Consider the following 14,387-nt stretch of genomic DNA (forward strand, 5'->3'; position numbering starts at 1 on the left):
TTATTTTAGTTCTTTATAATAATTTTTATTGGGTTAATTTAGCTTTCTGCTTGTGGAAATAATGTCGTGTCGATTATCTCACATAAACAGTGAATTGCTAATAAATGGACTTCTTGTATACGGGCCGTTCTACCAGAAGGTACGCGGATTTCAATATCATTTTCGCCAAGTAAGCCTGCAATTTCACCGCCATCATTACCTGTAAGGGCGATAATTTTCATATCTCTTGCAACAGCAGTTTCAATGGCTTTAATTACGTTTTGTGAATTACCACTTGTTGAAATTGCTAACAACACATCGCCACTATTACCTAGGGCTCGCACTTGTTTTGAAAAAACCTCTTCATAACTATAGTCGTTAGCAATAGAGGTAATCGTTGAGCTGTCAGTCGTCAATGCAATAGCGGGTAAACTTGGGCGCTCAGTTTCGTAACGATTAAGCAGCTCTGATGAGAAATGTTGAGCATCACCTGCTGAACCACCATTACCACAAGATAAAATTTTATGACCACCTAAAAGACACTCAACCATAATCATGCCGCCTTTTTCGATTGCCTCTGGCAATTCTTCACTTGCGGCTATTTTGGTTTCGATACTTTCGCGAAAATTGTGTCTTACACGCTCTAACATATTTAAACTCCGTAAAAGGCATTTTTCAGCCAGGTAATATCAGTATTAGCAGACGAGCCCTCTATGGCAACGACATCAAACCTGCATTCACTATTATATTCTTTTAAGCCTTGTTTTTGCAGATAAACTTGGGCTGTTTTAACTATTTTTTTCTGTTTACTCAGACTCACTGCCTCAACGGGAGTTCCAAAAGAGCTCGATTTCCGATATTTAACTTCTACAAACACTAGCACATTGGCGTCTTGCATGATTAAATCGATCTCACCGAGTTTACAGTGAAAGTTTTTAGCGACTAATGTTAATCCATGTTCACATAAGTACTCTAGAGCTTGTTGTTCAGCTATATTTCCCTTTTGGCTTTGATTTAACTTAGTTAATGACAATCGGTTGAACTCTTGATGAACGATATTTGCCCCAATCGACACTTCGACTGATTATCCCTTGTTCATCCATTTGCAATGTACCAATTTCGCCTTGATGTTTTATCATCGGAATAAGCTGCATCGCTCTCAACTTTTCTAACAATTGAAAACTATCAATACCCATTGCATATATTCTTTCCAATGAGCTGCTTCTTTGCGGCCATAACTGTTTTGATTGTTCGGCTAACTCGGGGTTTGCCTGTCTAGATGATAACAACCAAGGAATTTCAGTGAATGTTAATCCTGTTAAGTCACGGCGAGTATTTGCGTCTAATTTGTCGTTGTGAGAGCGCGATGAAGCGAATAAATCTATCGATTCAGCGAATGGGCTTATATTAACATCGACGTAAGGTTTAATAAGTCTAGCTTGATCAGGGGTGCCAAAAATATAAATCATATCAACATCACGACGATTTCGAGCTTCAGCTTTTACATTTTCACTGATCCGATTTCTCATTAAGTAAATGCGTTCGTCAGACAGGTTGACCTCTAGTCCACGTTTGACTGCCGTTTGCATTTCCTTACCATTCGGGTAGTAAATGATATTTACTTGAGTGTGGTGATACTTTTGCCATTCATCGGCAAAACTCTTTGCCATGCGTTTACCAATGGTACTGTTTTGGCTTAACACCATAGCCTGTTGATAACCTTTTTGGCTTAAACTAAATGCCGCTTGTCTTGCTTCATCTTCAGGTAACATCGAAAGTGCAAATTGATTTTTGTTTAACACGTTTTGTTCAGGCAAGTTTAGCAGCAATGTTGGCCATTGATGAGGTAAAGTCAGCTGTTCTTGTAATGATAATTGATCAGACGACTGCGCACTCTCTGTAATCGCTTCACTCTCAGTAAATGGATTGTTATTTTCAGCTGAAATTGTCGTCATTTCAACAGAACCTTCGTCAAAAGCAGTTTCATCATGCGTCGAAGCTAGGTAGCTTTCAACATGCTGTTTTAATAACGGCCCAATGACGAAACTTGGCTTTTGTTGATGCAAGTTAGCAACGATATCGCTCATATTAGTTGCATTGGTATCAATAAAATTTAGTTGTACTTTTGACTTTTGTTGATACGCAGCCATAATGCCGGCTTGAATAGTTTCACCGAGTGTTTTCTCTCGACCAGATAAAGGTATTAACACGCTAACGGTTTCAAATTCAGCATCTTGCTCTAACGTTATCGCTTGCTGTTGAACATTTGCAATTAACAAATTAGCGGGGTGCTCTGGGAATTTTGACTGCCAGGTTGCAAGTTGATTAGTAATATCGTCTGCATTGCCATATTCAGATAATGAACTTGTGTATGCCAACCATCCTTCTAAATGTAGTGCTTTTCTTTTTGATAATGCAGTTACTTGATAAGGCTTTAACTTGGCGAATAACGTGGCAAGATAGAAAGCCTCATCTTCAGCAGTGATAGGGTATTGTTGATGATAATTTAAGTAATCAATAATGCCGTTAATCAACATACCAGTTTGTACATTGATATTAGCCTGCAAAAATAATTGCCTTTTACTCACGGTTTGAGTATTTACTTTCGAAAGCTCTTGACTGGCTAATTCTATTTCGCCAATTTCAAATAACACTTCACTAATATTTAGCTGATTGTAGTTTTCTTGAGCATTAGTTAGCGATAGCTTTCTCAGCTCTAACGCCATTGATAATGCTTTATCAAGTTGCTGTTGCTGTATGTATTTATTGGTAGCTTGTAATAACAATACTATCGCTTGTTCATTGTCTTCTGAACTTGCTTGCTCAACTAGATCTTCAGCAGTTATTTCGCTATCGGTACTATCCTCTATTACTTCCACAGTTTCGATAGCACTAGTCGGAGTCGTTGTGTCAGTTTTCTTTTTTTCAGGCGTAGCGCAACCATAAAGAGTTAACAGAGTGACAATTACGATTGAATATTTTAGTGAAATTGATTTTCTAATCACGAATAGCTGATCTCTAAATTGAATTAATTTTTGTTTAACAGTTTTGTTTTAAACATATTTTTCTCTAGCTTGGTATACTATAAACTGCTTAGCCTGCTTTGTTAACATTATTCTTTGTCAAAAATTAAGTACTTATATGAATCAAACCGCCGTGAATCCTGCAACACTCTATGTAGTTGCGACGCCAATTGGTAATCTTCAAGATATTAGCCAGCGTGCATTAGATGTTCTTGCTCAAGTTGATCTTATTGCCTGTGAAGATACTCGTCATACCGGGCGTTTATTAAGTCATTATAGTATTAAAAATAAAACCATTTCGTTACACGATCACAATGAGCGACAGCGACAAGATTATTTCGCTCAACTTTTAACTGAAGGCAAAAGTATTGCTTTAGTTTCGGATGCAGGCACACCGCTGATTTCTGATCCTGGTTTTCATATTGTTCGTCATCTTAGAGGGCAAAATCTTAATGTAGTTCCAGTACCTGGTGCATGTGCTGCAATTGCGGCGTTATCTGTCGCAGGGCTACCTACTGATCGTTTTACTTTTGAAGGCTTTTTACCATCAAAATCAACCGCTAGGAAATCGAAATTGGCGGAACTTGCCGATGAAACTCGTACTATGGTGTTTTATGATGCGCCAAGAAGGGCGATTGATACTGTTGCTGACATCGAAGAAGTACTTGGCGGTGAGCGACAAATAGTTATTGCTCGCGAATTAACCAAAACGTTTGAAACGGTGCATGCTGACAGCGCTAAGAACATGCATGCTTGGTTGAGCGAAGATCCTAATCAACTTAAAGGTGAAATGGTTCTGATCATTGAAGGCGTATTGCAAGATCCTAACGCTATTTCATCAGAAGCAATTAGCACCCTAAAATTATTACTTGGCGAAATGAAACCGAAAAAAGCTTGTGCAATTGCAGCGGAAATTCATGGCGTTAAGAAAAATGCACTTTATCAAATTGCCCTAGAGATAAAATAAATCAGTCATCAGAGATTTCAGAAATTTCATAGTTTGCGATATTTTTTCCTATACTGTTCGCTTTTATAAACGCTGGTCTAGCCATTAATCTTGTTAAATATTTCGCTGTTTGTGGCTTAAAATACTGGTCAAGACCTAGCATTTTACCTAAATACAACGAATAGCCAACGGCAATATCTGCGATAGTGAACTTATCGCCACATAAGTATTTGTGAGTAAGTAAGTGCTCATTAAGCCGTTTTAGTCGAGCCATAAACCAAATGCTATAATCCTCAACTACTTGTGGTTGTTGACGCTCTATCGATTCAAATTGTGAATAACGCAAAACGAGAGTTAAGGGAAATGTGAAAGTCGCATCACTTTGAAATAACCAATTTAGAAAGTCACCATATTCACTATCATTAATGGTTAATCGTAATTTATTCACTTGATATTTTTCAGCCAAATATAACAGCATTGCAGTGGATTCTGTCAGTTCACAATTGTTATCTTTTAAAAATGGGATAGTACCTAAGCTGTTTACCTCGAGAAATGACTCATCCTTAAAACGCGGTGGAAACGGCAATGAATGAACTTGGTAGTCTAATTGCATTTCTTCTAATGCCCATAACACTCTGAGCGAACGTGAATTATGGCAATGCCAAAGATTGATGGTCATATAGCTAATTTTTGCTTATGTATTGGTACTTTCAAGATACGTTATTTTTAATTTTTTAGATAATAATTTTTAAAACATTTGGTTCGGCATAAACATTAGGGTAGAATCCGCCCTGAGTTGGCCAGACAATCGCTGCTCAATCGTTGTGCCTTCGGGTAGACGGATTGAGGGGAGGAAAGTCCGGGCTCCACAGAGCAGGGTGCCAGATAACGTCTGGGCGGCGCAAGCCGACGACAAGTGCAGCAGAGAGAAGACCGCCAGCAGTTTACTGTTGGTAAGGGTGAAAGGGTGCGGTAAGAGCGCACCGGGCCACTGGTAACAGCTGGCAGCAGGGTAAACTCCACCCGGAGCAAGACCAAATAGGGTTCCGTACGGCGCGGCTCGCGTTGGAACCGGGTAGGTTGCTTGAGCCTAGGAGCGATCCTAGGCCTAGACGAATGATTGTCGCTTTTTCGGAAGTAACAGAACCCGGCTTATACGGCCAACTCACTAATTTAATAAAGCCCAATGTATGAAAGTGCATTGGGCTTTTTCATTCTAATTAAACCATTAAGTATACAAATACGAGACTTTCGGTTTTGTAAAATTCCACCTTTGTCACAACAGTATTATCTAGCAGATTTTTTGTACATAGTTCAATCGTTATATAAATGAACGTAGTTCTCCTATCAACCAAAGCAAAGAGAAAAACAATGATAATTGAACAAGTTAAAACTACTGGAAAAGTATTAAGCCTTTTTGCCGCATTTGCAATATTACTTGCTTGTGGTGACGGCATAAATGACAAAAGCTCGTCAATTCCAATGAAGGTTACCAATGATTTGGATGGTGATGGAATCGCAAATAGTGAGGATGTAGATATTGATGGTGACGGTGTCGACAATGAGTTTGATGCATTTGAACTAGACGCAACAGAATGGGCCGATACCGATGGCGATGGTATTGGAGATAATAGTGATAAAAATAGCACTTACAATAACGAGAACATTACTGAAAGCGGTGGCGAGCTATTTCACTATATTTCCGTTAGCTCGCCACAGCCAAAGAAGCGCTCAACAAACGAGTACTTATAAATACTCGTTTTTTTGCTTTATTGCGGCTTGATAAACAGCTTCTGCAACTTTTTGGTGTGCTTCTTTATTTAGAGATGCTGGTACTAATGCTCCATTTTTTGCTAGTGCCGATAACGTCTCTGATACTGCAATTTTCATTGTATGAGTGATCTTAGTTACGTCGGCTGCCAATGTACCTTTAAATAGTCCAGGAAAAGCTAGCATGTTATTGACTACCTTGCCGCAAGTTGCAAACAATGCGCCGTGCTCTAGAGCAACCGAAGGCTCTATTTCAGGATCTGGATTGGTCAACGCCATAATTATTTGACCTTCTCTAACCCACTCTGGTTTTATTAACCCCTTAACACCAGTTGTGGCAACGACTACGTCAGCAGTTTGCATTAATTGTTCAAGCCCCATTGGTTTACCACCAAGGCTAAGAAGTTTCTTTTGCGCGTCTTCGCTCAGGTCGCAACCAACAACATCCTTTACACCATATTCTGATAATAAATTACAGATACCCATACCCGCAGCGCCTAAACCTATTTGTCCAAATACTTTATCTTTAAGTTCTATATTGGTTTGTTTTGTTGCTGATAATAACGCTGCTAGTACGACCATTGCAGTACCATGCTGGTCATCGTGGAACACAGGTTTATTGACTCTATTGATTAGCTCGTCTTCAATGGTGAAACACTCTGGTGCTTTAATATCTTCAAGCAGTATTGCGCCGAAAGATGGTGATATCGCTTCAACAATTTCAATTATTTTCAACGGATCTTTTTCTTTCAATAAAATAGGAACACCGGATAACCCCGCAAACTCGGCAAAAATGGCAGCTTTACCTTCCATAACAGGTAATCCGGCTTCTGGGCCTATATCACCTAGACCAAGAATCGCCGTACCATTGGTTACAATCGCAACCGTATTTTGAATGTTAGTAAATTCTTTTATTTTTTCCGGAGTATGCTCAATGGCTTGGCATACTCGAGCAACACCGGGAGTGTATACATCTCGCAAGATTTCCAACGTATCAATATTTAACTTAGAAACGGTTTCTATTTTACCTTTTTTGTGACGATTAAAAACACGATCAGATTTACCTGTGATAAAGGTGTCAGGTAGGGTGTTAATTTGCTCGAATAGGGTTTCGATACTTAAGGAGTCATCATACTCAACGGTCACTTCCCAAATGGTATCTTTATCTAGGCGGCGAACTGCATTAAGGCCTTCGACTGTTGCGCCAAATTCACCTACAACGCCAAGTACTTTCGCCATATAACCAGGTTTGTGGGGAGCTTCTACTAACAGTATTTCAACGATACGCATAACGGCCTCAAATAGTGACTAAAACATCAAACTAACATTAAAAGCCATTGCCATTCAATTGACTATTCGACTTTGGTGTATTTATTTTTAATTGTCGCGTACGTGGCAGCAATACGGATAAAAAAAGAGTATTCTCAGCGGATGCTGGGAATACTCAATTTAAACTACTTATGTGAACTACTTATGTGAACGGCTAATGCGAACTATTGGCATGAAGCACTTATATAAATCATAAGAATACGTATTTACACCGGGTTAAGATAAAATAGATTGAGCCTGTTGTTTGACTAACTCTTTAGCTTTTTCGTAATCATAACCTTCAACAGCAAGTTGCAGTGCTCTATACCAACCATTGCTATCTAAGCTTCGTAAACAGGCTTCGTTTTGCTCAATATAGTCACTGGTTTCAGTATCAAAGTCATCTAACATGGTGATAAGAGTCTTCACTATTGCCTGTTGTTGCTCTTTACTAAAAGTATGGTTGTTATTGCTTTGCCCACGTTCTTCATTGTCTTTAGCAAGTACCTCGGTAATTTCATCAATAACTGCAGCAAGTTCTTTTTCTACCTCATCTACACAACGTGCTTGTATTTGGTTAGCTTTAGCCGTGCCTTCTAATAAGTCTGCCGCTTGATATAGAGATTTTGCACCAATATTACCCGCCAACCCTTTCAAAGTGTGAGCTAGGCGAGTTGCGAGTTCAATATCTTCGCTATCGATAGCTGCAGCGAATTTTGTATAAAAATCACTCTGACCATCAACAAATTTTAATAATAGTTTTTGGTAAAGTACCTTATCGCCCATGGTACGATTTAAACCGTCGTCAATGTCTATATTTTCGAATGAGTCAGGCAGGTGGTCTGTTGTTTTTTTGTCGTCTTTAGCAATCGATTCTATCGGCTTGTTTTTAGGCTTTATCCATTTTGCCATGGTTTGGAACATCGCAGTGACGTTAATAGGTTTAGGTATATGGTCATTCATACCTGACTCGATTGCTTTTTCCCTGTCACCAGCCATCGCATTTGCTGTCATCGCGATTATAGGTAATTCTGCATATTGCTTCATTTCGCGTATTTTTCTGGTCGCTGTATAACCATCCATAACAGGCATTTGGCAGTCCATTAGAATGCCATCATAGTTGGCAGCAAGTATCATATCGATTGCTTCTTGGCCGTTATTAGCGATACTGCAAATAATGTTATGATTTTCTAGTAAGCCAACGATTAACTCCTGATTTACTTCATTATCTTCTACCGCGAGAATGTTAGCGCCAAGTAACTCGGCGATAGCATCTTTGGATTTATCACGACGTGATGAGGCTTCATCGTCACTTGTGAAGGTTTCACCAATTGCATTCATGATTGCGTCGTTTAACGTCGACGCGGTTATTGGTTTTGTCAGAATCGTTTCTATATGTAGATCGTTAAGTTGCATTTTCAATTCTTCTCGACCAAATGCAGTGACCATAAATATCAGTGGTTTATTCTTCAATTTTAGTTTGTTTTGAATCACATCAATTGCTGAAATGCCGTTCATGGTCGGCATTTGCCAATCCATTAATACCAATTGAAATGGTTTGTAGCGATCATTGTCGCGTAACAACTCAATGCCTTCTGCAGCACTATTTGCTAATTGAACGTCATACCCTAATGATTGCAGCATTTTGTCAAAAATTTCTCTTGCATGAGCATTATCATCAACCACGAGCACTCGTTTTACTTCTTTAGCTGGCGTTAATATTTTCGGAGAACTAATTTTTTGACGTTGGAAATTGATCGCAAATGAGAACTGGCTACCTTCACCCATTTCACTTTCAACACTGATTTCACCACCCATCAATTTCACTAATTGTTTAGATATCGCAAGCCCTAAACCTGTGCCACCATGCTTACGTGTGGTAGAGGCGTCCGCTTGAGTAAATGGCTGAAACAACTTGTTTTGTTGTTCCTTTGTCATGCCAATACCAGTATCTTGAATGGTGAATTTAAGTTCCACATACTTATCATTCATGAAGGTGCTAGAAATATTTAGAACAACTTCACCTTCACTGGTAAATTTTACCGCGTTATTAGACAGGTTTAGTAATACTTGGGTTAATCTGAGTGGGTCGCCGACTAGCTCCATTGGTAATTCGCTATCGATATCAAATAGTAATTCTAAATGTTTTTCTTCGGCTTTGATGCTGACAAAATCAGTTAAGTTATCCAGTACATCACCTAGATTAAAATCAATTTCTTCAACATCGAGTTTACCTGCTTCAATCTTAGAAAAATCTAGAATATCGTTAATGATACCAAGCAATGATTCTGCGCTGCGATGAACTTTGTCTATATAATTTCTTTGTCGATTATTAAGATCTGTATCTAAGGCTAAATGTGACATACCAATGATGGCATTCATCGGCGTGCGAATTTCATGGGACATATTAGCAAGAAAATCTGATTTTGCTCGGTTGGCATCTTCGGCGTTTTGTTTGGCTGTTGTATAGTCTTGTTCGAGCTTTTTAATTTGCGTAATATCGATATTCACACCGGCGATACGCGTCGGTACACCATCTTTATTGTATGCGGTAATACGACCGATATCTAAAATCCATTTATAACTGCCGTCTTTACACTTTAATCGAATTTCTTCTCTAAATTCTTTAGCTTCTCCGGCAATGTATGACATCATCGCTGTGGTTGTGCGTTCTTTATCATCCGGATGGATTAATTTATCCCAAGTGTCAAAACCATCACGCATTGGAGCCCAACTACGGTCTTCCATAAGAATATCGGTAACATCATAACCCAGCATAGTTGCCCAAATTGAGTTAACACTACCTTTCATATTGGTTGGATTATATTCCCATAAGCCTAGTCCTGCTCCGTAAGTGGCAGCTTCTAAGCGTTCTTCACTTTCTTTGAGTAACGCTTCTTGTTGGTGACGTTCTGTGATATCACGAATAACACCAATAAATACTTTCTGATTATCAATGACCGCCTCTCGCACCGATAAATCCATAGGGAATATCTCGCCATCTTTTCGTTGACCGTTAACCTCTCGTACTGTGCCAACTACGGTAGATTGCTTTTTGTTTTTATAGTTTTCTAATATTTCATCATGATTTTCAGCGACTTCTTGAGGTTGAATTATTTTAATATTTTGCCCAATTACTTCATTGGCAGAGTAGCCAAAAATTACTTCCATAGCGGGGCTGTATTCTAAGATAATGCCTTTGCGATCTATCATAACAACGCCATCGGCAATACTGTCTAAAATATTACGGAAACGATTTTCACTTTCTTTTAGATCAACTTTGAGCTGCTCTTGCTCAGTGATATCTACTAACGAACCATCGAAATAGTGTTTATTACTCTGTCCGTCGGTTACGGAAGAAGCTCGTAATTGAATAATACGTTCTTCACCATCTTTTCGTGTTAATCTAAAGCGTGTAGCAAATGCAATCTTATCTTCTATTGCCAAAGCGACCTTTTCCATTACATTTGGCCAATCTTCTTCAGCCGCCAATGAACCAACGGTTCGGATAGGGTTTTCGCCAAGAAAATCTTCACTTGGGTAGCCGGTGATTTCCTCAATTTTGTCAGTGATATACGTCAATGGCGATTTTTCTCGCCAATTTTCATACAACTCGTAGCGGAAAATAGCCCCCTGTAGATTGGTAACTATCGATCTAAATTGATGTTCGTTAACTGCAAGCTTAGCTAGCGCTTGTTCGCGTTCGGTGATATCTATCAATGATATGCGGATTTCATGCTCTGTGGCATTTGGAATTGCGGAAGCTGCAACTTTTAATTTCACTCCATCTTTTGTAACTACTGAAATTTTAACATCTTTTTGGCTTATACCGTTGCAGGCATTGGTATATAAGTTCTTGCCGAATTTTGCCCGTTTCCCATCTGGAAGGAGGTCGCCCCAAGTTAGAGTTTTGAAGTCTTCTCTTGGGTAGCCAGATAATTTCGAAAAGACATTATTGTGATTGATAAACTGGCCAGTGTATGAATCGATTGTGGCGTGAGCGACTGGCGAGTTCTCATATAAATCCCAAAGCTTACTCTCTCTATCCGTGAGTTCTTTAGTACGAATAGATACTCTATCTTCTAAATCAATATTCATTTGCAATAAACGTTTATTGACTCGCTTGACGATATTTATAGAGATATTGCCGATCAAAATAAACAGCACAATGATGCTGACAACTACTGCACCAATTATTAAACGTAACTGGATGAACCCCTCTTGAACTTCAGACACATCCATTTCGGAAATAATACCTAAACCAAGCTCATCTACCCACAGCCAAGCTCCGAACACTTGATGCCCTCGATAATCTGAGTAACTTGCCATATCATTACCGTTATTCTTGGCAATAACTTGTTGAGCACTATAGGTCAAAGGTAATTCATTTTTGTCACCTTTAAATGGAGCATCGTTTGATAAATGATGGCCAGGATCGGCAACTTTGATGGTTAAAATGCTTGGTTGACCATCCTCTAACAAGCCAATATCGACTAACTGTGATTCAAACCGACTTGCTGAAATGAGTAGTCCATCTTTATTAACGAAATAGGTTTCTCCAGAGCGTCCAACTCGCGCACTATAGGCAATTTTAAATAGCTCTTTAAATGGATCGATACGTAATGTAGCTGCTGCAATTATTTGATTGTTTGCGTTAAAAACAGGACCAGCAATAAACATTGTGGTGTTATGTGCCCCTAAGCCTTTTTGTATGTTGTGCAAAGATACATCGCTGCGCATTGGTGGAATGAGTATGGTTTCTCCGGCAAAAACTCGCTCTAATAGTTCAGGACTTTGTTGGGCAATGATATTAAGTTTGCCCATATTTTCGTTTCGTCGAGAGGCATAGTTGTTACCGTCTTTGCCGATAATGAAAAAACCCAAATTTTTGTAATCTATCGGTAATTCTTCGTAGACAGAACGCAGGTCGGCTAATACCTGATTTTGTTCATCCTCTTTAAATTTTTGGCTAATTAATTTTTCAGATAAGGCTTTGGTTCTGCTGTCATTGGTAAAAAGGTTTAATACAGTCTTGCGACCATCAAACCAAGAAATCAATGACGATTCGGTGGTTTCAACAACAACTGCTAAGGAATCAACGGATTGCAGTGTCATTTCATTTTTAATAAATCGCAAACCATAGGAAATAATAATAGAAATGATAATTAGAAATATCGCAAGAGCACCGAAAATCATACGCTTTGATTCGCGGCTTTGTAGTATAGTGGTAACGTCTCTTTGAACCGAAGCCCTGAACTTTCTAATCACTACGGCAAGTAGAAACATCATTAAGATGACTGTGGCAATAAGTAGCTGGTTATGCATAAGTAAATTTATTGATAATAATCAGAAAATTAATAATAGCAGTAGTTCTCAAAAAATTGATACTAAAACTGTGATAATAATGTATTTAATATCAATTTTTTGGACTTTTAGATTTATTAAGAATTGGCTTTGATGTGCTTATAATGTTTAATTAATTCTGATGTTGAATTATCGTGAGGGTTTGATACATCATCCTGAGTTAATTCTTGCTGAATTCTATTGGCTAAGCCTTTACCTAGCTCAACGCCCCATTGATCGAATGAACATATTTGCAACAGAACCCCTTGAGTAAATATTTTGTGTTCATAAAGAGCGATAAGGCCGCCCAGTGATCTTGGCTCAATGCGATTCATTAAAATAGTATTGGTTGGTCGATTACCTTTATGTACTTTGTGAGGCGCTACATTATCAATATACTCTTGAGTTCGTCCTTTCGCCTTTAAATCTTCTCTAACTTGAGTTTCATTTACGCCACCCATTAAAGCCTCTGTTTGAGCAAAGAAATTCGCCATTAACGTGTCATGGTGTCCTTGTACTGGCGTTGTCGATTCAACTGAACCGATAAAATCAGCAGGAACAACATTATTACTTTGGTGCAAATATTGGTAAAACGCATGCTGACCATTAATGCCAATTTCACCCCATATTGAAGGTACTGTAGGGTAATCTACTGTTTCGCCAAACCAATTTACAGATTTACCATTACTTTCCATTTCTGCCTGTTGCAGATAGGCACTAAGCATATGTAGAGGCTGATCATAAGGTAATATTGCCTGAGATTGGGAACCCAAAAATGTACAATTCCATAAACTTAATAACGCCATAATCACTGGCATATTTTGCTCTAATGGACTGTTGTAAAAATGTTGGTCTATTTCGTGTGCGCCCTCTAATAATTCAATAAATTTATCAAACCCTAAATCTAGCGCGATCGGTAAACCAATAGCTGACCATAATGAGAACCGACCACCAACCCAGTCCCACATATCAAAGATGTTTTCTTCTTTAATGCCGAACTTAGTTGCGTTTTCCTTGTTGGCAGATACTGCGACAAAGTGTTTAGCGATTGCATTTTCATCGAATGCTGAAGCGACTAACCATTTCATTGCCGTTTGAGCATTTGTCATAGTTTCGGTGGTGGTAAATGTTTTACTCGAAATAATGAATAACGTTTTTTCAGGATCAAGTGGGCGCAAAACATCGGCAATTTGGGTGCCATCGACATTAGAAACATAATGAACATTTACACAATTATCACTGTAATGCTTTAGTGCCTCGGTTACCATTTGAGGGCCTAAGTTTGAGCCACCAACACCTATGTTAACCACATCGCTAATTCGTTTTCCGCTATAACCTAACCATTCGCCAGTTCTGACCCGTTGAGTAAAGGCGTTTATTTGTTCTAGCGCTGAGTTGACCATTTCCGTTAAGTTTTCGCCATCGACTATTAATGGTGACTTGCTGCGATCTCGCAAAGCGACGTGTAATACTGCGCGATCTTCAGTTTGATTGATACGTTCACCTGTAAACATCTTTTCGCGCCATTCTTCGAGATGACAATCTCGCGCCAGTGTAAATAGAGATTGCATAGTTTCAGCGGTAATTAAATTTTTCGAATAATCGAAAAGAAAACCCGACACTTTCAGTGAAAACCGATTAAAACGTTGTTCATCCGCTGCAAAAAGATCATTCATATGTTCATCTTTCATTTTGTCAGCATGATTTGTTAGGTGTTGCCAACTTTGCAGTTTGGTTCTTGCGGTCATTTTATTTCCTATACAGGTGAGGAGCACGATTGATTGCTTTGAATTAGCCATCTGCTTTAAAGTTTACGTCTTAAAGTAAGAGTATCAAAAGCACAAAAACATTAGTTTAGTCATACTAGTCTAGTATCGCTAGCTTGATATTACATAAGTATAGTCGTTAGTCCAAGGTGTAATAAAGAGTAAAAGTATTCGCGACAAGTTACGCTGTCAGGTAAAATTAAAATCAGAGTCAAAATATTATTTCACGTTTTGAAATCGCCAATATTTTAT

9 protein-coding genes and 1 other RNA gene are annotated in these 14,387 nt (G+C 38.7%); 3 read left to right on the forward strand and 7 right to left on the reverse strand.

Going from position 1 to position 14,387, the window contains the following annotated elements; genetic code table 11:
- Positions 1 to 38: 38 nt before the first annotated feature.
- Genes LT090_RS02645 through LT090_RS02655 form a run of 3 tightly spaced genes read right to left on the reverse strand, consistent with a single transcriptional unit; the run spans position 39 to position 2,984 of the window.
- Positions 39 to 629: a phosphoheptose isomerase gene (locus LT090_RS02645; RefSeq protein ID WP_068544900.1), complete on the reverse strand. Its 591-nt coding sequence runs from the start codon at positions 627 to 629 to the stop codon at positions 39 to 41.
- Positions 630 to 631: 2 nt separating this feature from the next.
- Positions 632 to 1,012 carry a YraN family protein gene (locus LT090_RS02650; protein ID WP_068544898.1) on the reverse strand — a complete coding sequence of 127 codons (381 nt, stop codon included), beginning with the start codon at positions 1,010 to 1,012 and terminating at the stop codon, positions 632 to 634.
- Positions 999 to 2,984 (reverse strand): penicillin-binding protein activator, encoded by a 1,986-nt coding sequence (locus tag LT090_RS02655; RefSeq protein WP_068544897.1) that lies wholly within the window; start codon positions 2,982 to 2,984, stop codon positions 999 to 1,001. Before LT090_RS02655 ends, LT090_RS02650 begins: the two co-directional genes overlap by 14 nt.
- A gap of 136 nt (positions 2,985 to 3,120) precedes the next feature.
- Here LT090_RS02655 and rsmI point away from each other — a divergent pair, with 136 nt between their 5' ends.
- The gene (gene rsmI / locus LT090_RS02660; protein WP_068544895.1) at positions 3,121 to 3,969 is read left to right on the forward strand and encodes a 16S rRNA (cytidine(1402)-2'-O)-methyltransferase; all 849 of its coding nucleotides are present in this window, start codon (positions 3,121 to 3,123) and stop codon (positions 3,967 to 3,969) included.
- A gap of 1 nt (position 3,970) precedes the next feature.
- Here the strand turns inward: rsmI and LT090_RS02665 are convergent, their stop codons facing one another.
- Positions 3,971 to 4,627 (reverse strand): glutathione S-transferase family protein, encoded by a 657-nt coding sequence (locus LT090_RS02665; protein WP_226996512.1) that lies wholly within the window; start codon positions 4,625 to 4,627, stop codon positions 3,971 to 3,973.
- A gap of 113 nt (positions 4,628 to 4,740) precedes the next feature.
- Here LT090_RS02665 and rnpB point away from each other — a divergent pair.
- Both rnpB and LT090_RS02675 read left to right on the forward strand, forming a co-directional pair.
- An RNA gene (gene rnpB, locus LT090_RS02670) (RNase P RNA component class A) lies at positions 4,741 to 5,120 on the forward strand.
- 199 nt (positions 5,121 to 5,319) lie between these two features.
- On the forward strand, positions 5,320 to 5,700 hold the full coding sequence (locus LT090_RS02675; protein ID WP_068544893.1) for a hypothetical protein: 381 nt from the start codon (positions 5,320 to 5,322) through the stop codon (positions 5,698 to 5,700).
- Here LT090_RS02675 and LT090_RS02680 read toward each other — a convergent pair.
- The 3 genes from LT090_RS02680 to pgi form a co-directional block, all read right to left on the reverse strand.
- On the reverse strand, positions 5,695 to 7,008 hold the full coding sequence (locus tag LT090_RS02680) for a malic enzyme-like NAD(P)-binding protein (protein ID WP_068544891.1): 1,314 nt from the start codon (positions 7,006 to 7,008) through the stop codon (positions 5,695 to 5,697). The two genes, LT090_RS02675 and LT090_RS02680, sit on opposite strands and share 6 nt — an antisense overlap.
- Positions 7,009 to 7,263: 255 nt before the next feature.
- Positions 7,264 to 12,351, reverse strand: coding sequence for a PAS domain S-box protein (locus LT090_RS02685; RefSeq protein WP_083318480.1), 5,088 nt, complete (start codon positions 12,349 to 12,351; stop codon positions 7,264 to 7,266).
- Between the two features lie 116 nt (positions 12,352 to 12,467).
- On the reverse strand, positions 12,468 to 14,117 hold the full coding sequence (pgi, locus tag LT090_RS02690; RefSeq protein ID WP_068544886.1) for a glucose-6-phosphate isomerase: 1,650 nt from the start codon (positions 14,115 to 14,117) through the stop codon (positions 12,468 to 12,470).
- Positions 14,118 to 14,387 lie beyond the last annotated feature (270 nt).

The sequence above is a fragment of the Thalassotalea crassostreae genome (genome assembly GCF_001831495.1).
Lineage (GTDB): Bacteria > Pseudomonadota > Gammaproteobacteria > Enterobacterales > Alteromonadaceae > Thalassotalea_A > Thalassotalea_A crassostreae.

What these genes read in the sequence shown, in the direction of transcription:
- LT090_RS02645 (WP_068544900.1), bottom strand. Translation starts at nt 629, where the DNA reads ATGTTAGAGCGTGTAAGACACAATTTTCGCGAAAGTATCGAAACCAAA.
- rsmI (WP_068544895.1), top strand. Translation starts at nt 3,121, where the DNA reads ATGAATCAAACCGCCGTGAATCCTGCAACACTCTATGTAGTTGCGACG.
- LT090_RS02665 (WP_226996512.1), bottom strand. Translation starts at nt 4,627, where the DNA reads ATGACCATCAATCTTTGGCATTGCCATAATTCACGTTCGCTCAGAGTG.
- LT090_RS02675 (WP_068544893.1), top strand. Translation starts at nt 5,320, where the DNA reads ATGATAATTGAACAAGTTAAAACTACTGGAAAAGTATTAAGCCTTTTT.
- LT090_RS02680 (WP_068544891.1), bottom strand. Translation starts at nt 7,008, where the DNA reads ATGCGTATCGTTGAAATACTGTTAGTAGAAGCTCCCCACAAACCTGGT.
- LT090_RS02685 (WP_083318480.1), bottom strand. Translation starts at nt 12,351, where the DNA reads ATGCATAACCAGCTACTTATTGCCACAGTCATCTTAATGATGTTTCTA.
- pgi (WP_068544886.1), bottom strand. Translation starts at nt 14,117, where the DNA reads ATGACCGCAAGAACCAAACTGCAAAGTTGGCAACACCTAACAAATCAT.